This window comes from Agrobacterium sp. D14 (assembly GCF_001526505.1).
GTDB classification, from domain to species: Bacteria; Pseudomonadota; Alphaproteobacteria; order Rhizobiales; family Rhizobiaceae; genus Agrobacterium; species Agrobacterium leguminum.
In genome coordinates this window covers 71,054-92,244 of sequence record NZ_ASXX01000011.1, presented here as the reverse complement: position 1 = coordinate 92,244, position 21,191 = coordinate 71,054, and the positions used below count along the sequence as shown (strand labels likewise).

The window sequence follows — 21,191 nt, the reverse complement described above, 5'->3', positions numbered from 1 at the left end:
TCGTTGTTGCCACGCGACTGTCCGATTATTGCGTAATACGCTCCAGCACACGGCTCAGTGCATCTTTCAGCGCCCCTGAGCCGCCCTTGCCGTCGAAATCCAGCAGCACCTGCTCGTTGAGGCCGCCCTTGGTGGCGAATTCACGACTGAGATCGATGAAATCGGTCCTGCGTCCGGCAAGCAGGGCCACCTCGGAGAGGCCGGCAAAGAGGGGCGCGAGATAAGCGCGCGCCTTTTCTTCCGGCAGACCATTCTCGGCAAGCCATTCCGTCGCCGTTTGCATGATGCCGAAATAGGTGGCCATCAGAGCGCTGGCGGCGGCCAGAAGATCGTATTCCGCCTTGGTCTCGCATTCCACCGCATTGCCGAGCACGTTGAAGATGGCTGCCGTATCCGTATCGGCAGGATAAATGGCGGTGACGCCCTTGCGCCGGGCAACGAAGGGCAGCGGGATCGCCTGGCTGAGACGCACATCCGCGCCGATCCAGTCCAGAAGCGCCTCGCGGCCGGTTGCGGCAACGACGCTGACGATCTTCTGCCCGTCCCGGAACCGCAGGGGCCGGATGACTTCTTCAGCGATCTGCGGCCGGATAGCCAGCATGACGGTATCGCAGCCATCGACGATTGCCTGATTATCGCCGGAGACGATCACCTGCGGGAAATCGGCGGCAAGCCTCGCGGAGATATCGGCACTGCGCTGGGACACCATGACATGCGGCACGGCGGCAGGTCTGGCGAGCAGGCCCCTTACCATTGCATCGGTGATGGCTCCCGTTCCGATAAAACCGATTTTCTGGGGAAGTGACATGATTGCTCCGCTGCGGCGTTTCGCGTGATGCTAATTTTTCCGTCCGGAATTGTCGACAAGCAGAGGGGGAAATTTGCGGTCGAGGCGGAGCCACGCCCGGTTTATGCCGGCTGATCGATACGGTCACGGACCGGAACATGGCTAATCGGGCGTCGTAAAATCAATGCGCATCCTTCCCGGTGGGCGTTTCTTCCAGTCCCAGTATCGCCGGCCATGCCGGGGCTGCACGCTCTGACATGACCTCGATATGGCGCAGCGAGGTGAGACCGAATTCTTCCGGGTGCAGGGTTCTGCGGTTGACGCTTCCCTGCGGGAAAACATCGGCATAGCGCCAGACGGCGGCGGGCGGCACCACCACATCGTCCGCCATCGTCATCATGCGCAGATCGAAGCGGGTGGCGGAAAAATCCGGTTCTGGCAGCGATTTGCCGATATCGCGCCGGAAGAAATCCCGGCTCGTGCACCAGCGCCGCCATTGCCAGTAGATTCCGGCGGGCAGATCCGCACCCAGCAGCAGCCTTCGGCCGGGAAGATAGCCTGCGAGTGTCGTGCTGACAGGCCCGAGCAGATACCAGAAGGCGATGACCGTGGGCCGATAGGTCCATGGGTGATCGCTGACATGGGCAAAGCCCGAACCGATGGTGATGACACGCTCAAGCCGTTCGTCATGGCGTCGAAAAGGAAATGTCAGTCCGCCGAGGGAATGGCCGAGCAGCCAGAGGGGGCCTTCCGGTGCTATCTCGCAAAGTGCGGCCTCGGCCGCCGTCTGATCGGCAACTCCCCAGTCGGCCATCGTGGCCCGGCTTTCGCGGACGGGGCGTTGTCGGGATGCGCCGAAATCGCGATAATCATAGGTCAGGACACCGATGCCTTGAGCGGCCGCCCATGTGGCGAAGGCGCGATAATAGCGCGCCGGAACACCTGTTGCGCCGTGAAGGACAAGATGCGCGCGGGCTGGCCCCCTGGGCGGAAAGAACCGGCCGGCGAGCCTGTGCCCTTCCGAAACAATGTCGATCTCCCGGCTCTCTGCAATATCAGTCATCCATCCCTTCCTCCTTCTGGACCGTTTGGTCTAATAACATCTCTGGACCAAACGGTCTACAGCGCTTAAAACAGGCGAATGGACGAAAGCAAGAACCGCCACGCTCTGATACGAGCCACCTCCGCGCTGTTTCGGCGGCGCGGCTATGCCGGCGTGGGACTGGCTGAAATTCTCGCGGAGACGGGCCTGCCGAAAGGCTCTCTCTATTATCATTTTCCCGGTGGCAAGGAGCAGCTTGCCGCCGAGGCGACGCGCTGGGCGGGCCGGAAGGTGGCAGAGCTGATCGATGCGAGTTTCGAGGACGCGGAGAGCTTCGCTTCGGGCTCGGTGGCGCTGTGCCGTGCGATAGCCCGCCTCTCGCAGGAAAATGGCCGTATCATGGGTTGTCCGGTGCTCAGCATCATTCAGGCCGGCGATGAAAAGCCCGATTTGCGCCAGATCGGTGCGGATGTGCTCAGCGACTGGACCGCAAGGATCGCAGCTCAGGCAAGGCGTCTGGGCAGTCACGATCCGCAGACCGATGCCGAAAGACTGGTGATCGGGCTGCAGGGCGCGTGGGTTGTTTCGCTGGCCCGTCAGAACCTGACATCGTTCGAAACGCTGGAGAGCAGCCTGCTACAGTCTGCCTAGGCGTATGCCGGTGCGTTTTCACGCGGAGGCCTGATCGGAGCCATCGGTGCTTTTGGTGCCGCATGCGGAGTAAATGAAAAGCGCGGCCGCCTTCAGGCTGGCCGCGCTTGTTGTCGTTGCCGTAGGAGAGACAGGGCTGCTTTACGTCTCTTTAGTCTGCTGTTTTCCCGGTGCCGGCTGATCCGCGGCGTTCGCGATTGATGCAGCCAACAAAGCCTGTGTCGGGTCCGTACCCTTGAAGCCGGCCTGTGCAAGGATTTCGTCAAGAACCGGCTTTTGCGCAGTGAAGCTGAGAAGCTGGCTCGAAAGATCGCCCAGGCCATTGCCGTTTTTGGCGTCGCCGCCGCCACCGAGGGCGCCGGCCAGATTACCCGCACTGAAGATGCGGATATCGGAGATCTTCTCGATGGGTTTCATCGCCTCGGAAAGTGCTTCTGGAATGATAGCGATCCTTGCACGGGCGAGTTCGAATGCGATGATGTCGCCCGATAGCGCATTGCGTGCATCGTTCTTTGCACGTTCCGCCTGCGCCTCTGCATCGCCGAGAGCGATGACGCCTTCGGCACGGATTTTCGCGGCCTGTGCCTCAGCTTCGGCGCCGATCTTGGTGGCGGCAGCCAGGTTTTCGGCGGCTTGCCGTTCGGCTTCCGCCTTTACCGTGATGGCCGTCGCCTCCTGCTCTGCCGCCTTGCGGGCGTCGATCACGGCGATGCGCTTGGCGCGTTCGGCGATTTCCACTTCGCGGGCTGTTGCCACCTGTTCTTCCGCAGTGATGGCGGAAGCCTTGGCTTCGTCCGCCTTGGCGCGGGCGGCCTGTTCCTGCTCCACCTTCTGCGCTACGGCGATAGCGGCTTCGATTCGCGCCGTTTCGGTGATCTTGCGCGCTTCCGCCTCGCGTTCGGCAATACCGCGCTCGGCTTCGATGCGGGCGGTTTCACGCGCCTGGCGGGCTTGAGCATCCCGTTCGGCGATGCCGCGTTCCGTATCGAGCTTTGCCGTTTCCTCGTTGAGGCGGGCCGCCTGCTCGGCCCTTGCCGCTTCCGCACGCGTTTCCGCCGTCTTGTTGGCGATATCGCGCTCCTGCGTCAGCTCCGCATCGCGCTGTTCGCGTTCGATGGTCAAGCGCCGCAGCACCGCTTCGCGGTCCTTGGTGGCAATTTCGACTTCGTTGTCGCGGACGATCTGGTTGCGTTCGCGTTTACGCTCTTCGGTTATCCGGGTGAGCGCCGTCAGGCCTTCCGCATCGAACGAGTTGTTGGGATTGAAGTGCTTGATATCGGTTTGATCGAGGCGTGTCAGCGAGACCGATTCCAGTTCCAGACCGTTTGACTGTAGATCGTGCGCGACGGCCGCCTGCACGGATTTGACGAATTCGGCGCGCTGCTCCTGAAGATCGCGCAGCGACATGGTGGCGGCAACCGAGCGCAAACCATCGACAAATTTCGCTTCGACCAGTGACTTCAGCGCATCGGCATCATTTGTCCGGTCGCCGAGGGTCTGGGCGGCAAGTGCGATGTTTTCTGCATCGGGTTTAACCCGCACGTAAAATTCGGCGGTGATGTCTGCCCGCATGCGATCCTTGGTGATCAGGGACTCATGTTCTGATCTTTTCACTTCCAGCCGCAATGTGCTGAGAGAGACCCAAGAATAGGAATGGAAGATCGGCAGGATGATGGCGCCGCCATCGAGAACGACTTTCTTACCGCCGAGGCCGGTCCTTACATAGGCTTTGTCGCGTGTCGACCGCGTGTAGAGCGATGTCATGATGATGCCGATGACGACGATGGCCGTAACGATGGCCGCCGCAATCAGGCCCAGAGAAAAGAAATCCATGGTGAGTTAGCCCCTATGATGCCCGCTATGGTGAATTTCCAGGTCCGGCGGTGCGGGAATGGCCTGAAAAAGCCCATCCGCACCGTCGACGATCAATACCTGCGCACCCGTATCGATCGTGTGACCGGATGCAGCCTGGGTGCGCAGGAAGTGAATATTCTCGTGCCGGTCCTTGACCCGCACGGTGCCGGGCTTGCCCTGATCGAGAGGCCCGATGGTGACAGTGCCCACAAGTCCCAGAAAATCGGTCTGCTCGAGCGCGTTTGTCTCATCGCGTGGAATGACCTTCGCAATGGCGCGGCTGAGTGACCGCGTGGCCGGCAGGGCGGCGGCAATGGCACCGGTCATGGCCAGATAGGGCGGCAAGGGCCCGAGCGGCGTTGCGGAAGCGACCCCCTGAATGAAGAACCCGGCGACGGAAAAAACCGAGAGCAGGATGACCGCCAGAACAAGAAGTGGCACGCCGCCCGCATTAAGCCAGGACATCCAACTGCCGAGTAACCCCGCCTCGGCATCGCCGGGCGCGTGGTAACTGAAGTTGTCGTCAAGCAGTCCCGAAGCCGATACACCAAGAAGAACCGAGACGAGTTCGACGATGCCGAGGCCGAAGACCGTCAGCAAGGCGATCCAGAAGGGAGCAGTGCCTGGCTGGACAATGCTCTCCATCAGCGCTGCCCCTCACGAAATGCCTTGAGCCGTGCTTCGATGGCGCTCTGGCGCTGCATCCGGCCGAGTTCTTCAACCTCCGCCGTTCCGTTATTGGGCTTGGCGGGGGTGCCGGTTACTCTTTCGATAGCGTCGAGCGCGTCAGCCAGACGGCGGTCGTTGCGCTGGGACGGGGTCGTATCGGTTGCCGGTGCGATGCGTTCGGCGCGCTTGGCGTCCTCAAGCCGCTTTTGCGCATCCGCCTTTGCGGAGGCGATGCTGCGCAATGTGGTTTCCGCCTCGGCAATTTCGGCAGCGTTCTCGAGAATCGCCTTGTTCAGCGCTTCCCGCTGCGCTTCCAGATCGATCTGCAGCCCGGTTGCCGCGCGGGCCAAATCCTCGCGGCCGTTTTCAAGTCCGATCCTGATCTTGTCGTCGAGGTCGCGAATTTCTTCGTCGAGATCGGCGGCCTTGGCTTTCAGGCGATGGCCGGCTGCGACCGCCACGCCAAGCGCGGATCGGGCCTCATCGGCGATCTGAGCGATTTCCCGCACCGCCTGCTGCGCTACTGCGACCGGATTGGACGCCTCCGCCGCATCGACAGCGTTGTTCATGACACCGGCGATGACACGCCCGAGTCGCCCAAGAATACCTTCATTGTTCATCGAAGCCTCCCTGTTTGGTTGAAAGCCGGTTTTTATTCCGGCATGGATGCTGATGGTTTCGCCCTCGAACACGAGGCGCGCTTCTGAAAAGTCATTCCAGCCGTCGTGATAGCCACGGACGGTATAGGGCACCACGACGCGGCCCGAGAGGGTGGCGATGCTCACCGTATCCGGCCCCTTGACCGAAAAGAGCTTGCTGTCGAGCGGAATGTCCCGCACCGGCTCTTGCGGATCGCGCTGGCTATGGTCGCGCAGAGCCAGCGTCACCATGCGGGAAGGAAGGCTGGTCTTGACCCTGATCTCTTCATAAGCTGCGGCATGCAGGGCTACGAGATTGGCGCCTTCAGTCCGGTCAAGGATCGCCATCGCCCGCCGATAGGCAAGGAGCGTCTCTTCGAGAGACGAGCGGTTCCCCTCCGAGAGATTCAGTGCCAGGACAACGTTGGACAAAAGTTTAGTGCTCATGCGAAATATATAAAGCACTTCATTTGTGCTTTCAAGATGTGGCCCATGCGAAACGAGAGGTTGGTTCATGAAAAAAGCAATCCTATTCGACTGCGAGTTCCTCTGCCTGGAAGGTTCCCAGCGCAGGTTCTGGTGTGCGGCTCATGATCCCGATCCGGTCATTGCGCAGATTGGCGCCGTCAGGCTTGGGCTGGAGGGCGATTTTCCGTTTCTGGGGACCTATAAGGCCTATATATGTCCGGTCGACCGTCATGGCGGAAGATATGCGATCGATCCATTCTTCACCGGGCTGACGGGTATCACCGGGGAGATCATCGAAGCGGAAGGCGTGCCCTTGCAGGAGGCTCTTTCAAGCTTCGACAGTTTCACGGAAGGTGCCCAATGCTGGTCATGGGGCAAGGACGAGCTGAATATGGTGGCGATCAGCTGTTATGTCGCCGGCATCCAGCCGCCCATCCCTGCCGGGCGTTTCGACAATGCCGTCAAACTTCTGCTTGCAGCGGGAATGCCGGTGGAGGACCTGGCAAAAACGCCGAGCAACAGGCTGGCCGATCATTACGGCGTCGAGCATCCGCCATTGCAGGGGCATGATGCGCTCGATGATGCGCTTTCGGTTTCCTATACGCTGCAACATCTCCTGAGGGGCGGAAAACTGACGCCGGAAGTGTTCGGCGTTTAGCCGGTGTCAGGTGGGATTGCGTCACGATCCCGGCCGATGTTCGCGAAAGGCGGCGGCGAGCGTGCGCAAGGCTTCCCGGGATCTGCTGTCCGTTAGGGTTGAGAACATGATGATTTCCGTGGAGGGCAGGGGCGGCAGGCCAAAACGCTGGCTGACCTCCACCGTGCCGGGCGGTGCAAGGCGGGAGGAAAAGGCGGAAACCGCAAGCCCGGCCGAGACGGCGGCGGTCACCATCGACGATGTGCCGCCAAGAAACACCTCCGTCCACGCAATCGCAGCCGCGTCGAGGGCGCGGGTGGCGATGTCACGCACGCCACAGGCGGGCGAGAGTGCCGCCAGCCGCAGCGGTTCACCCTGACGGTGTTCGAATTGCGGGGTTGCATACCAGCCGAAATGTTCCGGCCCGAGCACCTCGCCGTCGCGCCGGTCGTCCTCGCGCCGGATGATTGCCGCATCGATCTCCCCACGGTCGAAGGCATCAAGCAGGGATCGGGAATGATCCATGCGGACTTCGATCGTAAGTCCGGGGTCGTGGTCGTTGAGGCGTGCAAGCAGGGTCGGAACCTCCGGTCCCGCCACATGGGCGGCAATGCCAAGGCCGAAGCGGCGGCGCGGGGAGGAAAGACCCGCCAGCGCCCGGTCATGCGCGGCGAGAAACTCGCGGGCAGGCGCCAGAAACACCGCGCCCTGCGCTGAAAGCCGCACTGAGCGCGGTGTGCGTTCGAGCAGCCGCTGGCCGAGCCTGTCTTCCAGCCGCTTGAGCTTGACGCTGATGGCGCCCTGGGTGGTGCCGAGCGCTTCGGCAGCGCGGGTGAAGCTCTGCATATCGGCGATGGTGACGAAGGCTTCGACGGCCTCCACATCCAGCGTGCTCATATCGATTATTCCAATTTGTTGTCTCTGAAATAGCCAATCATCCAATTCAGTTATGGTCAAGCTTTGTCTAGCGTGTCTCCTCCACAGATCGGTTTTCGCAATGGCGAACCGACCCATGAAAGGCTGAAGAATGACCCTTGCCGTTGCCGCACCAGCAAGCAGCAGAAGCGCCATGGCGCTTGCTGCCGTTTGTCTCTCCGCCCTGATGTTCGGACTGGAAATTTCCAGCGTTCCGGCGATCCTGCCAACACTCGAACAGGTGCTGCATGCGGATTTCCGCCAGCTTCAGTGGATCATGAACGCCTATACCATCGGCGTGACGATGGTGCTGATGGCGACGGGCGCGCTGGCAGATCGCTTCGGCCGCAAACGTGTCTTTATCGCCAGCATCGTCGCTTTCGCGCTGTCCTCTCTGGCCTGCGGAATGACGGAAAACGTCTCGGTGCTGATCGGCGCCCGTTTCCTTCAGGGGCTGAGCGGCGGGGCGATGCTGGTGTGCCAGATCGCCATCCTGTCGCATCAGTTTCGCACGGCCCGCGAACGCAGCATGGCGTTCGGCTGGTGGGGCATCGTCTCGGGCGTGGGGCTGGGCTTCGGCCCGATCATCGGCGGCGCCATCGTTGCGCTGTGGAGCTGGGAATGGGTGTTCCTCGTTCACGTCGTGCTTGGCGCGGGAACATGGCTGCTTGCCGCGGGTGGCGTCGGAGAATCGCGCGATCCGGAAGCGGCGCGTCTCGATCTTGCGGGCATGGTCACCCTTTCGGCCGCCGTTTTTTGCCTTGCCTTTTTCATCACGCAGGGACCTGCGCTCGGTTTTGTGAGCCCGGCGGCGCTTCTGATCCTCGGTGTCGCGGCTGCGAGCTTCATTGCCTTCGTGATTGCTGAAAAACTTAGTTCAAGACCGATGTTCGACTTCTCCGTGTTTCGCATCCGGCCTTTTTCCGGAGCGATCATCGGTTCGGCGGCGATGAATATCAGCTTCTGGCCGTTCATGATCTACCTGCCGATCTGGTTTCAGGCGGGCCTCGGTTATGACAGCGTCACTGCCGGCCTCGGCCTGCTTGCCTATACGCTGCCGGCGCTGGTGATGCCGCCGCTGGCGGAGCGCCTGTCGCTGCGCTATCAGCCGCGCCTCGTCATTCCGGCCGGGCTGTTCACCATCGGCCTCGGTTTCATGCTGATGAAGCTTGGAAGCGGCATCGAAAATGCGAGCTGGCTCACCATGCTGCCCGGCTGCATCCTCGCCGGTATCGGGCTCGGGCTGACCAATACGCCTGTTACCAACACCACCACGGGTGCGGTTTCCGCCGCCCGTTCCGGCATGGCCTCGGGCATCGACATGAGCGCACGGATGATTTCGCTCGCCATCAACATCCCGATCATGGGCTTTATTCTGGTCGAGGGCGTCCGGGCTTCGCTTCGGGCGAACCTGCCGCCCGGTGCGGATGTGCATGAATTGCAGTCGCTGGCGGAAAAGATCGCGGCGGGAACTGCCGGCGCCTCGGCGCAGGGCGTTTCGGAAGAACTTGTCCATCGGGCGCTTGCGGATGGGTTTGGCCTCGTCATGCTCTATGCTGGCATCAGTGTCTGGCTGCTCGCCGCCATCAGCTTCATGATCTTCGGCCCGGCGCGAAAGCCTGTTCAAGGTTAGGGCGACGGCCGCAAAGGGAAGGCTATTTCCTTCGCCCCAGCAGGACCATGAGCAGCGGCGCGCCGACGAGAGCGGAAACCAGACCGGCGGGCAATTGGTAGGGAAAGGCTGCCATTCGCCCCACCCAGTCGGCAAGCACCATCAGGCAACCGGCGGCGAGTGCTGCGGCGATGAGATGCGGGCCGGCGCGCCGAAATCCGATTTCACGGGCAAGGTGCGGCCCCATCAGTCCGGCAAAACTCAAGGGGCCGATGATGAGCGTCGCCGCCGCCGTCATGGCGGCCGCGAGAATGAACAGTGCGGCCCGTGCCGACGGAACATGGACGCCGAGTTCCCGCGCTGCACCCGCGCCGAGCGGCAGCAGGGTAAGCCAGCGATGCGCCAGAATGGCCGTGGTTGCGAAAACCACCGCGCAGAGGGCTGCGATCCGGGCGGTGAAACCATCGACGAGATAGGTCGAGCCTCCCATCCAGCGAATGATCATCATGGCGCGCGGGTCGCCGCCAGCCGCCAGCACGCCGATCACCGCGTCAAGCATGGCCGTCAGCACCACGCCGGTCAGAAGAACCCGCTCGGGCGTGAAACCGGACCTGAGGCCGAGCGACAGGATGGCGAAAAGAACCGCGGCGGCGCCGGCGCTCGCAAAACCCAGTTGCAGCATCGGCCCGGAAGCGGTGAAGGCGAAAAGCGCGACGGCCATGCCCAGCGTCGCACCGGCTGAAACGCCAATCACTTCCGGACTTGCTATCTCGTTGCCGGTCAGGCGCTGGAGAATGGCGCCGGCTGCACCAAGCAGGCTCCCGGCTGCGAAGGCCGCGACGACCCGCGGCCAGCGATAGGGCAGAATTTCGCTCCATTCACCGACGGGCAGCAAACCCCAGCTTCCATCCGGCGCACGGCCGAAAAGAATGGCGGCCGTTACGCCCGCAACCAGCAGGCCAACGAAAGACAGGACCAAGATGGGGGAGACGCGACGCTGTTTAACGATGCCCGGCGGCGGAGCGGGCAATTCCCTCTGCATGGCTTTCAGGCGGGGCAGCAGAAACAGCACCAACGGCGCGCCGAACAGGGCCGTCATGGCGCCGGTCGGTATCAGCCCGCCGGTGATATCCGAAAGGCGTTTGACGATTTCATCCGTCAGAAGCAGCAGCCCTGCGCCGATGAGCGGAGACCAGAGGATTTGCTGGGCGATGCGGCGGGCACCCGCAAGCCGTGCTATGGCGGGCGCGACAAGGCCGACGAAGCCGATGACGCCGACGGCGCTGGTGACAAGCGCGGCCAAGGAGACCGCGATCGATACCGCAAGAACCCGCAGCCGCACGACGGAAAGGCCGAGCGCTCCGGCGCTGATATCCCCCAGTTCCATCAGCGATAAAGGCCGCATGATCAGCCCGGCAAGCGCGGTCAGGACCAGAATTTTCGGAAAGAGGGTGATGGGAACGGCCCAGCTTTGCAAAGACAGCGACCCCGCACCCCAGATGAACAGGCCGCTCAGATACCGTTCGTTGAGAAGGACGAGAATGGCCGAGGCGGCGGCGCACCAGATGCCGATCATCAGACCGGCGAGGACGAGCGAGAGCGGTGAAAATCCGCGTCTTGCGCCGATGGAAAACACTGCAACGGCGGCCAATGCGCTGCCTGCCATCGCCACCACATCGCGACTGATGCCTTCCAGAGTGGGAAAGGCGAACATGGTTGCGGCAACGGCAAGATTGGCGCCCGCTGAAATGCCGAGCGTCGAGGGCGAGGCGAGGGGGTTGCGCAAGGCCTGCTGCAACAATGCGCCGGCCAGCGCCAGCGCAGCACCCGCCAGAAGCGCCGTCACCATGCGCGGCAGGGTGGAATAGAGCAGCATGAGCCGCTCAACATCATATTGCGCACTATCGCCGCTCAATCGATGCAGATCCGGCCAGATATCGCTGACGGCAAAGATGGCGCCGAGGAGGAAGAGGCTGGCGGCAACACCGGCGGGGGTGAGGAGGCGCAGGAGGACCGGCGGCATCACGCGTGGCTTTCCAGATGCTCGGTCACCAGACGGGCAAACCGCATGGCTTCCTGCACCATGCCGAACATCAGCACGCCGGGAAGGGTGGAGACCCGGCCCGCCCGGACGAAGGGCAGATTGCTCCAGAGCGGGCTTTGATCGAGCCGCGAGAGAATGTCGGGCGGCGTCAGCGGTTCGAAGGCGATGAGCCGGGCATCCGCCGAAAGGATGGCCAGCGCCTCCAGCGCAATGGTTTCGAACCCCCAATAATTGGTCTTTCCCGGCCAGGCATTGGCCAGACCGATCTTTTCCATGGCGCCCTGATAAAGACCGGGGCCGCCATAGACCCGCGCATGGCGCTCATCCATGAAATTGATGACGGCGACCGGCGGCGGCCGCAATTTTTCAAGCCGACGACGGCAATCGGCAAAGCAGGCTTCGGCCCGTGAGAGGAAATCCTCTCCACGTTGTTCCCTGCCAAGGGCCGCGGCAAGCTTGCGGGTCGCGGCGTAGGACGCCGTCAGGGCGTCGCTTTCCGGTGTATAGATGGGAAATTCCATCACCGGAGCGATCGACTGTAATTTCGGGGTAAGCGAGGCAAGGAAAGGCGTTGACAGGATGACGTCGGGCTTCAGCCTCACCAGCACTTCGAAATTGATTTCGGCGGTCAAGCCGAGGTCGGCCACGCCTTCCGGCATGGCAGGCTCCACCATCCATGTGTCCCAGTCCGCGCGTGCGGCGATGGCCGCCGGCGCGGTGCCGAGCGCGAGCAGGGTGGAAGCAAGCCCGTAATCGAGCGAGACGATGCCACCCTTCGGCATCGCCGCTTTCGCCACGCTCTGCCATGGCAGGGTCAGCGCTGCGGCCATCAGCAGCCGGCGAGTGGGCGAATGGTCAGGCATCATGCGTGTCCCGGTTTTGTCCGCAGGGCAGAGGACAGCTTGCGCCGCATCCGCCAATGGTGGGGATCATGTATCGCAGGCAGCAAACGCGCCTGTTGCCTTTAACCACCATGCCGGACATGGGATTGCGGCTGCCATCCGGCCACAGGGCATCGTCGATAACCGCCCGGCAGGCGCGTGCGAGCGCCGGATCGGCCTGCTCCTCGATTTCCCCGATGATCCACGACAGATAGACGGCGGCATTGTTCCACAGCAATTTCGGGGCAAGTTTCGCAGCCCTGGCGATGGAGGGGATGAGTGCGGCGAGGTGATCGCGCAAGAGCCCATGCAGATCTTCGGGCGCGGATGCCTTGCCGGCCTGATCGCCGGCGTGGGGGAGCAGGAATGCGACCGGCAGGGCGTTTTCCGGATCGATGATCACGCTCAGATCGCCGAGAGCCAGGGGCAGGCGGCGGCCGTGAACGAGGCGGCAGACGGTGGGCGTGATGGTCAGCAGGCTGAAATAATAAAGTGTCCAGAGCGATGCCGCGGCTCTCGGGTCGGCGTCCGGATGGGCGGCGTTGTGGCGGGTCATCAAGCCGCAAAAAACATCTTCGCAGGCAAGCTGCCGGCAGGGCAGAACCTCTGCACCGTAGGGCGGTGCAAGCAGGAACTTGTCGGTGCAATAGCCGAAAGAGCCGACGGACGCGAAGTCCGGCAGCCCTTCATGCGCCGATTGCAGGCAGGGCGCCATGGTCTTCGCCATGCGCCCCGCCACCGGGTTGCCGCCTGCGGTCGCCACGGTTACCAGCGATATTTCAGGGACGCCGTGATGTTCCTGCCCTGTCCGAGATAGCAATAACCGTCCGTGCAGGCGACATTGCGGTCGTCGGCGATGTTGCGGACGTTGAAGGACGCGACGAGGCCGTCATAGTCCTTGTCGAGCGCGCCGAAATCGTAGGAAAGAGCGGCGTCGAGATAGATGGCGGCATCGTTCTTCGCGATGTTTTTGGTGCTGGTATAGCTTTCACCGACATAGCGCAGGCCTGCTCCGGCCGAGAGGCCATGGAGAGGCGTATCTTCCTGGAAGGTATAGTTCGCCCAGAGAGAGGCCACATGGGTCGGCACCGAGGAAGGTGTATTGCCGGCATCGTCGCCCGCCGTGATCCTGGAGTGGGTGTAGCTATAGGCGGCGATCACATCCCAGCCGGTGGCGATATTGGCCTTCGCCTCCAGTTCGAAGCCCTTGTTGGTCACCTCGCCGAGCGAGCGGAATATCAGGCCGGCGGGATCGATCGCCACGGGCTTGTTCTTTTCCGCCAGATGATAGGCGACCGCCGAAAGCATGATGTCGGTTCCGGGCGGCTGATACTTCACGCCCAGTTCGAACTGTTCGCCTTCGGTGGGCTTCAGCGTTTCGCCGGTGGCGGAAAGCTTGGTAACCGGATCGAAGGAGGTGGCATAGCTGAAGAAGGGCGAAACGCCGTTGTCAAAGGCATAGAGTGCGCCTGCCTGAACGGTGAAGGCGTCCTTCTGCACGTCTTCCGTCACCGGTCCCTGCCGGGTCTGGTCCACCCAGGTCTGCCGTCCGCCGAGGGTGAAACGCCATTTGTCCAGTTCCATCTGGTCGAGGGCGTAAAGCCCGACCTGCCGCAGATCGGCTTCCGACTGATAGGCGCTGTAGGCGGGTGTCGGCCCGGAGAAACCGTAGCGCGGATTGGCGATATCGAAGTCGAAGGCGGAGCCGCCGGATGCATAACCATAGGCGAATGAAGACTTCACATTGCTGTAGTCGAGGCCGGTCAGCAGCGTATGGGAAACGGGGCCGGTGTCGAAGCTCCATTCAAGCTGATTGTCGGCCTGGAAGGCCTTCATGTCGTCGCGGATCGCCCAGGGATCGCGATGGGCAACCGTACCGGTCCAGCTCGATACGCCGAGATAACGGCTGCGCAGATCCATATGGGAATAACGCAGATTCTGCCTGAAGGTCAGGGTATCGTTGAATTCGTGCTCGAAATTATAGCCCACCTGCTGCTGGCGGATTTTCTGGTAGTCGTAGTCGGGATCGCTTCCACGCAGCCGCAGGACATTGCCGGCGGGATCGGTCAGTGCTGCGACCGAAGCGTCGGTTTCGGTGGACTGGATGAGCCCGTAAACGGTGAGGCTGGTCTGGTCGGACGGCTTCCAGGTAAAGGACGGCTGAAGGAAATAACGGTCGTCGGCAATATCGAAATTGGTGTCGCCGGCGCGCGCCAGTCCGACCACGCGGTATGACAATGTACCGTCAGCGTCTATCGTGTCGCCGATATCGAAGGCGGCCTGCTTGCGGGTTTCCGTGCCGTAAAGCGCCTCGACCTCGCGAATGCGCGTGCCGTTTGCGAGTTTCGACGTCTTGTTGACGATGCCGGCGGGCGTGCCTGCGCCATAGAGCACCGAGATCGGGCCACGGACGATTTCCACACGCTCCAGCGAATAGGGATCGGTGCGGAACATGCCGTAGTTCAAATAGGGCTGACGCAGCCCGTCCTTGTAGTCGCCCATGGTGGTGGCGTCGTAACCGCGAATATAGATCTGGTCGAAGCGCGGATCGAAGCCGGCGGCGGTGCCGGTGGTGACGCCGGCGGAGTAGCGCACGGCCTCGATGATGTCCTGCACGCCGCGCTGCTGCATTTCCTTTTTGGTGACGACCGCAACCGAGCGGGGCGTCTCGATGAGCGGCGTATCGAGCTTGGTGGCGCCGGAGCTGTTCTTGGCCGCCACGGTTGCGTTGTCACCGCCGCCCCTGTTGCCTGTCAGTTCGATGGGCTGGAGCAGGGTGGAGCCCGCAACCGGCGCTGCGGCGGCGCCAGGATTGCTGAGCCGCACGGTGTTGGCGCTGGTGAAGGTGTAGGAAAGGCCGGTTCCGGCAAGCAGGCGCGTGAGGGCATCCTTGCGGCTGAATGCGCCCGTGACACCCGCCGTCCTCACCGTCGCCGGAATTTCGCCGTTGAACACGACATCGACGCCGGTGATGGAGGAATAACGCACCAGCGCGCTCGAGAGCGGCTGCGGCGCGATTGAAAATTGCAGCGCGCTTGCCTGCGCCGCCGTCTGTGCGGCCGCCGGCAGAGGGCCGGTCAGGGCAAGGCCGGCGACGGTGGCGAGAAGCAGGATACGAAATGATCCGGTTGCTGAATGACGGTTGCTGAAATGATTTTTACGCTTAGACACGGTAATATACCTTCCCCTGCTCCTGTTGCCGCAATGACGGCCTCAAAACACGAGTACGATTCCGTTTGCGCAAAACCTCGGTCCCCGGACAAAATTTTTTAAGCGCCTGTGCAGGCAATGCCCCTGGAGCGTTTTCGCATTTCCGGACGGAGAACCGCGCGCCGCTTTTCCTTGAAATGCTCTAGCGCTGGCGGATGACCGACAGCCAGGGGGAGTAATCGGTGACCGTGACGGGCAGGCCCTCTTCGAGGATTTGCCCGATTTTTTCCCGGCGTCTGACATCGACGATCATCGTCACCGGCTGTCTGCCGAGCGCATCGCCCAGAACGATCATGCGGCCGCGACGCCATTGCTCCAGTCGCGCGACGACCTCTTTGAGGGGCGTCGAGATGAAGACCAGCTTGCCCTGCCGCCAGGCAAGCCGCGTTTCGATATCGGTTGCTTCGGGTCGCGAGAGAACACCGTCGCGGTAGGAGATGCTGTAACCGGCCTCCACCGCCTGCCGCGACTGTCTGGCGGCGACCTCGACGGCATGTTCGGCCACCGAAACCGAGACGGAGGAACCCGCGCGACAGACGGAAAAGGCGGTGCCGAGCGCCGTGGTCACCAGGTCTTCCGTAATGACGGAAAATGGCCGGTTCCGATCCGGCGCGACCCGGAAGAACGCCTCACCCGACAGCAGCGTGATCTGCCGCCGCTGCGGGGTGAAATTCACGGAAATGGCGCTCGATGTGGAAAGCTCGACGGTCGAACCGTCGGAAAGTGCGATGCTGCGGGTCTCGCCAATCGCGGTTTCATAGTCACCGGCCGGGCGCGTCGCCTGCCACGCTGCGGCTCCGACGCCACCGATCAGCAGAAGTCCCGCCGCGCCGTTTTTCAGCAACCGACGGCGGCCAAGCGGCTGCGCCTGTGCAAGCTGCGGCGCCATGCCGGCACCGAGCCATATGCGCTCGATATCGGCATAGGCGCGTGCATGCCGCTCATCCGCCTCGATCCAGCGCCGGAATTCGCTTTCGTCGGCTGCGGTTGCGCCGGGCTCCAGAAAATGCGCAAACCAGCTTGCCGCCGCATGCGCTATTGCGGCTTCGTCACCTTGGGCTGCGGTTTCGCGGCCGGCCGGCGTCTCCGCGCTCGCATCCTTGCCCGCGGCCACCTTCATCTCTCGCCCGGCGGCGTCATGCCGGTCTTCAGCTTTTCAAGAGCGGTGACCATATGGCCGAAAGCGGTTTTCGGCGAAATATGCAGCCGCTGGCCGATTTCCACAAAGGTCAGGCCTTCGATGCGCGAAAGCAGGAACACGTCCCGGCATCGCGGCGGCAGGGCATCGACGAGCATTTGCAGGCGTTCCAGCTCCTGCCGCCCGATCATGCAGGTTTCCTGCGTAGGCGAGGGATCGGCGACGAAAGCAAGATGTTCGATGCCGGTAAAGACCGGGGCGATACGCTTGCGCCGCTCATGGTCTATGGCAAGGTTTCTGCCGGTGATGATGACATAACCGCAAAGATCGCCCGTGAGGCCAAGCAGCTTCCGCCGCTCCCACAATCGCAGGAACGTGTCCTGCACGAGATCGAAGGTAGTCGCGTGGCAACGCACGCGGTGATAGATCGCCGCGGCAAGCTTGCTCTTCACATTCAAAAACGCGTCCAGAAGATCCGGGCTGTCAATTTGCTGCATGGTCTCTGGATAACACCGGCCATCCGCGCGCAGCAAGACGGCCGAGCCGATAAAGATGATTTTTTTTATCATATTTATCGGCTGTAACTTTCACACCACGATACGGTGCGAAAATATGGGTATGGATGGAGCCTCCCGACCCTTCCCCGCAAGACTTTCTCCGCGATGTCCCTAGGCGCTTTCGGTTGCCTTATCCTCGCGGAAGTGTTTGCCGAGGTTGAAAAAGGACAATTTCATGTGGCTGCGCTTGTCTCTCCCCTCAAGGCTGGAGAATGGCACTTTGAAACCGAATGTCTTGTCCGGTTCGCCGGAGCGTTCCCGCCAGAAGGCATCGATGTCTGAAACCATCATTTTTTGCCGCCGGGCGCGACGGTAGCGGATGGGGTGTCTGGAATGGGCGACAGCGAAGTAGCTGAGCGCACCCTCGCAGGCGAGACCTTGCAGAACCATCAGCGTTGCTTCCTTGGGGCGAAGTCCCGAGAGATCGCGCGTCACTGACACCATTTGCTCTTTTGCGGCGCGCGGACCCTGCATGCCTCCGACGACAATCGTGTGGTGCTGCGTTTCGCATCCTTCCAGAAAAGTAAAAGTCGCCGTCCACAAAACGGCGTTGTCATGGTCGCGCACGAGCCTGACAGCCAAAGCGCCCTCGTGCCGGCCGCCGCAACGGTCCGCCAACGCCAGGATGCATCGATATTCATCGTTCCGGCCGCGAACGGTGCCCATGTCCATGGTTTTTCCCGTCCACAGCCCGGCCATGGTGCCCCTGGGAAAATGCCGGTCCGCAATTGCGAAATTGTCCATGAGAAAAGCCAGCCGTCTCTTCCGGGAAACTTTATTGATCAGGAATTTCGACAGGGGTTTTTGGAGAAGGTCGTCATGCGGGAGCGGTAATTCTCGCTCCGCTGAAAACCCGGCCAGAAACCACCACCATCGAAAGGTGACCAATGGATTGGCTGCAAAACGCATCCAGAAAAGGACGGCGCGCTTCCAGTGGGCACGTCCGGCAAAGGTCATAATTCTCCGGAACAGCAAAAAATGGGGTGTTTCCGAAACCGTCTGGACCACCTCATCGGTGACCGGGCGTTTCTCTGCCAGAACGGCAGCATCTTGAATGCGCGACATACATGGGCTTCCGGCAGAACATGAGCGTTCAGCCGGGGCATGCGCCGGAATTGTCGAGATTCTGTCGAGAAACAGCCTGTCTTCCATGAAGACCGGTTCGTTGCCGCAACGGGTTGCCCGCGGAAATCTTTCAGGGGGTTTGCGCGAAGAGAACCGTCACGATGGTTCCGCCGTCTGGTCGCGTCTTTATCTGCAGATCGCTGTCATGCGCCCGTGCGATCGCGCGGGCAATCGACAGGCCGAGCCCCGTGCCACCGGTTTTGCGCGCGCGTGACGGTTCCATCCGCCAGAAGAGTTCGATGCCGTGCGCCTCGACGCCGGGGGGAAAGCCCGGTCCCTTATCCTCGATCGTGACGAAGGGACGCCCATCCTGAAGCCCGGTCGAACAGCGCAGAAACTTGCCACTCGCCGCGTAGCGGCGCACATTGTCCATCAGGATCAGCAGCAACTGCCGAAGGCGTTGGCGGTCGCCGCAAATGGGAGCGGGCTCCAGCGACATATCGATATCGATGCCGGCCTCATCCATCAGCGGCCGCGCTGCTTCAGCCACGGCCGCGCATTCGGCGGCAAGATCAAGCGGCTGGGTGTCTTTGACGAGGCTGTTGGTTTCCGCCAGGGAAAGTGTGCGCAAATCATCGACAAGACGCGCCAGCCCTTCCACATGGACGATGAGGTGGCGAATGGCTTGCTTGTCGAGGGGAAAGACATCGTCCGCGATGCCGTGCAAACGGCCCTGCAGGATCGTAAGCGGGGTGCGCAATTCGTGGGCCACCGCCATCGTGTTGAACTTCAGCCGGCGCTCCATCATCTGAAGCTCCCGCGTCAGACTCTCGAAACTGTCGACCAGAAATGCGACTTCGGCGATGGGGTTCGCCTTGATCTTTGCGCCTCCGCTGAAATCGCCGGTCGCCATGCGCCGCGCAGCGTCTGCAAGTTCGCCGAGAGGTGCCGCAATGCGCCGCGAGATGAAGTAACCGAGCAGGCTGCACAGAAGGACACCGAGCAATCCGAAGAGGAATACCGATTTGATAAGCTCGTTATCCGCCTCGTCTTCCAGGCCCGGCAAAACCTCGATAAGGGCCTCAAGCTGGCGCTGATCCGGCATCACGCCCCGGTCGATATCCGAGAAGGCCTTGGAGGCATCGGGCGAAAGCTGGGCGATGATGCGCTCTTCAATATTGTCCGCATACCAGGAGACGCCGAAATAGACCAACGCGACGGCAAAGATCAGCATCGTGGTGATCGTGATCGCCGTCATCGTGCGCAGGCGCAGTCGCCAGAGTTTCATGGTTTCTGCTCCCCGGCCAGCCGATAACCGACGCTGCGCACCGAGACCAGATAACCGCAGGCGCCATGATCCGCCAGTTTCTTGCGCAGATTGGCGATGTGCGTGTCGATGGTGCGCGCCAGCGCATCGCTTTCCGGCAGGCAGGCATCCAGAATATCGGCGCGCTGAAAGGCGTGGGTGGGGCGGCGCGTCATATGGGCGAGTATCCTGAACTCGCTCAGCGTCAGGGGCAGAACGGTCCGTCTCCCATCGCCGCAAATGGCCGCGACATAGGCTTCGGTGTCCACTTCGATGGCCCCGAAGCGCAAGACCCCACCGGCGGCCGGCTGTCGCGTGCGTTTCAGCACGGCATTCACCCGCGCGATCAATTCGTGGGGATTGAAAGGTTTGACGATGTAATCGTCAGCGCCGAGGCGAAGGCCGGTCAGCTTGTCCATATCCTCCGCAAGGGAGGTGACCATGATGACAGGCGTATCCCGTTCCCGTCGGATGCGGTTCAGTACCTCGATGCCATCGAACTTCGGCAGGCGAATGTCGAGGAGAACCAGATCCGGTCTCAACATGGAGAAATGCGTCAGCGCTATTTCTCCGTCGCTCGCCCTGACGGTTCTATATCCTTCGCGAATGAGATAGGCGTCAAGAATTTGAATAATATCGGGGTCGTCTTCGACGATCAGAATAAGCCCTTTGTCCATACTCGATCCGCAAATCTGCTTCTGTAAGCCTTAGTAACGCCGGGACGCTAAGCGGATGCGAAACATCGGGCAAGAGCCTCCATCCCCGAATAAACACTGTCAGTGCCGCTTTCCTTGCAGTCTTGTCTCTTTCTCCGCAAAGCCTTGACATTTCTGCGGAAGAGAACTGGCCATGCACCAGCCTCTCGCCAGTAAAACCGACCGGAAAAAGCGGAATTGGACCCAGAGGTCGAAATTTCGCGCAGGCGCCATCCATGTCGCCCGTCAGGCTTTTTTGCGTGCCTCCGGCAGTTCCTCCCTGCTGGCTCTTCTGGTCGCTCTTGCGATGATGATCGTCTTCACGATCAGGTCGGATATCGATCTTGAGGTGAGCCGGCAATTCTGGACGGACCGTTTCCACCTTGGCGAGGATGAGTTCCTCGTTTCCGTCCGAGATCTGAACCGCATGCTTCCGCCGGTTCTATTGTCCGGGCTGGTGTGCATGCTTGTCCTCATGCCATTTTCGGGCGGCCTGCCCCGGGTTTTTCCACCGCACAAGCTGCTGCTTATTGGCGTCTTTTTTGCTCTGGGACCGGGCGCCTCGGTTCATATACTGAAAAACGCGTTTGGCAGGGCAAGACCGCGCCATCTTGGCGAGTTCGGGGGAGACCTGTTGTTTACACCGGTTCTTTCCCTTGACGGTGGCTGCGCCCGAAATTGCTCTTTTCCTTCCGGTGAAAGCGCTTCCGCAGCCGCCCTTCTGGCCTTCACCATTCTTCTGCCAGAGAAATTTCGCCTGATCGGCATCGCGATACTGGCGCCATTTATCGTGATTGTCTCCCTGAACAGGGTGGCAATGGGCGCTCACTTTCTCTCCGATGTCCTGATTGCATGGCCCTTGATGCTCGCGGTGTTCCTTCTGCTCCAGCGGCCGTTCATGAACAACCGACAGGCGATAGACGCCGCCTTCTCTCGCAAGGTCGACGGGACGCGGCCCGCCACGGAAGCAAGGCCATTTGCGGAACAATAAGGCCGAGGGGGGGATCTCCTCCGCCAATATC

General features: G+C 61.7%; 19 protein-coding genes. 4 read left to right on the top strand and 15 right to left on the bottom strand.

Annotation, left to right across the window (positions count from 1 at the left end; translation table 11 throughout):
- Positions 1 to 25: 25 nt before the first annotated feature.
- Positions 26 to 808 (bottom strand): pyrroline-5-carboxylate reductase, encoded by a 783-nt coding sequence (locus L901_RS09825; RefSeq protein WP_059756050.1) that lies wholly within the window; start codon positions 806 to 808, stop codon positions 26 to 28.
- Between the two features lie 160 nt (positions 809 to 968).
- Positions 969 to 1,850, bottom strand: coding sequence for an alpha/beta fold hydrolase (locus L901_RS09820; protein WP_059756048.1), 882 nt, complete (start codon positions 1,848 to 1,850; stop codon positions 969 to 971).
- A gap of 78 nt (positions 1,851 to 1,928) precedes the next feature.
- Here L901_RS09820 and L901_RS09815 point away from each other — a divergent pair, with 78 nt between their 5' ends.
- Entirely contained in the window at positions 1,929 to 2,480 is a 552-nt protein-coding gene (locus tag L901_RS09815; protein WP_059756046.1) for a TetR/AcrR family transcriptional regulator, read from the top strand.
- 141 nt (positions 2,481 to 2,621) lie between these two features.
- Here the strand turns inward: L901_RS09815 and L901_RS09810 are convergent, their stop codons facing one another.
- From L901_RS09810 to L901_RS09800, 3 genes are read right to left on the bottom strand one after another with little or no spacing between them, the layout of a single operon-like run.
- Positions 2,622 to 4,313, bottom strand: coding sequence for a flotillin family protein (locus tag L901_RS09810; RefSeq protein WP_059756044.1), 1,692 nt, complete (start codon positions 4,311 to 4,313; stop codon positions 2,622 to 2,624).
- 6 nt (positions 4,314 to 4,319) lie between these two features.
- Positions 4,320 to 4,979: an OB-fold-containig protein gene (locus L901_RS09805; RefSeq protein ID WP_059756041.1), complete on the bottom strand. Its 660-nt coding sequence runs from the start codon at positions 4,977 to 4,979 to the stop codon at positions 4,320 to 4,322.
- Positions 4,979 to 6,073 carry a PspA/IM30 family protein gene (locus tag L901_RS09800; protein ID WP_137396280.1) on the bottom strand — a complete coding sequence of 365 codons (1,095 nt, stop codon included), beginning with the start codon at positions 6,071 to 6,073 and terminating at the stop codon, positions 4,979 to 4,981. The genes L901_RS09805 and L901_RS09800 overlap by 1 nt, the downstream gene beginning before the upstream one ends.
- Positions 6,074 to 6,155: 82 nt before the next feature.
- Here L901_RS09800 and L901_RS09795 point away from each other — a divergent pair, with 82 nt between their 5' ends.
- On the top strand, positions 6,156 to 6,767 hold the full coding sequence (locus L901_RS09795; RefSeq protein WP_059756036.1) for a 3'-5' exonuclease: 612 nt from the start codon (positions 6,156 to 6,158) through the stop codon (positions 6,765 to 6,767).
- A 21-nt stretch (positions 6,768 to 6,788) separates the two neighbouring features.
- Here the strand turns inward: L901_RS09795 and L901_RS09790 are convergent, their stop codons facing one another.
- Positions 6,789 to 7,643: a LysR family transcriptional regulator gene (locus L901_RS09790; protein WP_003522061.1), complete on the bottom strand. Its 855-nt coding sequence runs from the start codon at positions 7,641 to 7,643 to the stop codon at positions 6,789 to 6,791.
- Positions 7,644 to 7,773: 130 nt separating this feature from the next.
- Between L901_RS09790 and L901_RS09785 the strand changes: the two genes are divergently transcribed.
- Positions 7,774 to 9,294, top strand: coding sequence for an MFS transporter (locus L901_RS09785; RefSeq protein ID WP_059756033.1), 1,521 nt, complete (start codon positions 7,774 to 7,776; stop codon positions 9,292 to 9,294).
- 22 nt (positions 9,295 to 9,316) lie between these two features.
- On the opposite strand, the gene fhuB is transcribed toward L901_RS09785, so the two are convergent.
- The 9 genes from fhuB to L901_RS09740 all read right to left on the bottom strand — a co-directional run bounded on the left by fhuB (position 9,317) and on the right by L901_RS09740 (position 20,151).
- Entirely contained in the window at positions 9,317 to 11,296 is a 1,980-nt protein-coding gene (fhuB, locus tag L901_RS09780) for a Fe(3+)-hydroxamate ABC transporter permease FhuB (protein ID WP_059756030.1), read from the bottom strand.
- Positions 11,296 to 12,180: an iron-siderophore ABC transporter substrate-binding protein gene (locus tag L901_RS09775; protein ID WP_371259712.1), complete on the bottom strand. Its 885-nt coding sequence runs from the start codon at positions 12,178 to 12,180 to the stop codon at positions 11,296 to 11,298. The genes fhuB and L901_RS09775 overlap by 1 nt, the downstream gene beginning before the upstream one ends.
- On the bottom strand, positions 12,173 to 13,018 hold the full coding sequence (fhuF, locus tag L901_RS09770; protein ID WP_245289634.1) for a siderophore-iron reductase FhuF: 846 nt from the start codon (positions 13,016 to 13,018) through the stop codon (positions 12,173 to 12,175). The genes L901_RS09775 and fhuF overlap by 8 nt, the downstream gene beginning before the upstream one ends.
- Positions 12,964 to 15,369 carry a TonB-dependent siderophore receptor gene (locus tag L901_RS09765; RefSeq protein WP_059756024.1) on the bottom strand — a complete coding sequence of 802 codons (2,406 nt, stop codon included), beginning with the start codon at positions 15,367 to 15,369 and terminating at the stop codon, positions 12,964 to 12,966. The genes fhuF and L901_RS09765 overlap by 55 nt, the downstream gene beginning before the upstream one ends.
- Positions 15,370 to 15,550: 181 nt before the next feature.
- Positions 15,551 to 16,528 (bottom strand): FecR domain-containing protein, encoded by a 978-nt coding sequence (locus tag L901_RS09760; protein ID WP_059756021.1) that lies wholly within the window; start codon positions 16,526 to 16,528, stop codon positions 15,551 to 15,553.
- A complete protein-coding gene (locus L901_RS09755) occupies positions 16,525 to 17,043 on the bottom strand; it encodes an RNA polymerase sigma factor (protein WP_035264557.1) in 519 nt (172 codons plus the stop codon). Before L901_RS09755 ends, L901_RS09760 begins: the two co-directional genes overlap by 4 nt.
- A 171-nt stretch (positions 17,044 to 17,214) precedes the next feature.
- The gene (locus tag L901_RS09750; protein ID WP_059756016.1) at positions 17,215 to 18,168 is read right to left on the bottom strand and encodes a DUF535 family protein; all 954 of its coding nucleotides are present in this window, start codon (positions 18,166 to 18,168) and stop codon (positions 17,215 to 17,217) included.
- Between the two features lie 130 nt (positions 18,169 to 18,298).
- Entirely contained in the window at positions 18,299 to 19,456 is a 1,158-nt protein-coding gene (locus tag L901_RS09745; protein WP_059756013.1) for an ATP-binding protein, read from the bottom strand.
- Entirely contained in the window at positions 19,453 to 20,151 is a 699-nt protein-coding gene (locus L901_RS09740; protein ID WP_059756009.1) for a response regulator, read from the bottom strand. The genes L901_RS09745 and L901_RS09740 overlap by 4 nt, the downstream gene beginning before the upstream one ends.
- Before the next feature lie 172 nt (positions 20,152 to 20,323).
- Here L901_RS09740 and L901_RS09735 point away from each other — a divergent pair, with 172 nt between their 5' ends.
- Positions 20,324 to 21,160 carry a phosphatase PAP2 family protein gene (locus L901_RS09735; RefSeq protein WP_059756006.1) on the top strand — a complete coding sequence of 279 codons (837 nt, stop codon included), beginning with the start codon at positions 20,324 to 20,326 and terminating at the stop codon, positions 21,158 to 21,160.
- The last annotated feature ends 31 nt before the right edge of the window (positions 21,161 to 21,191 follow it).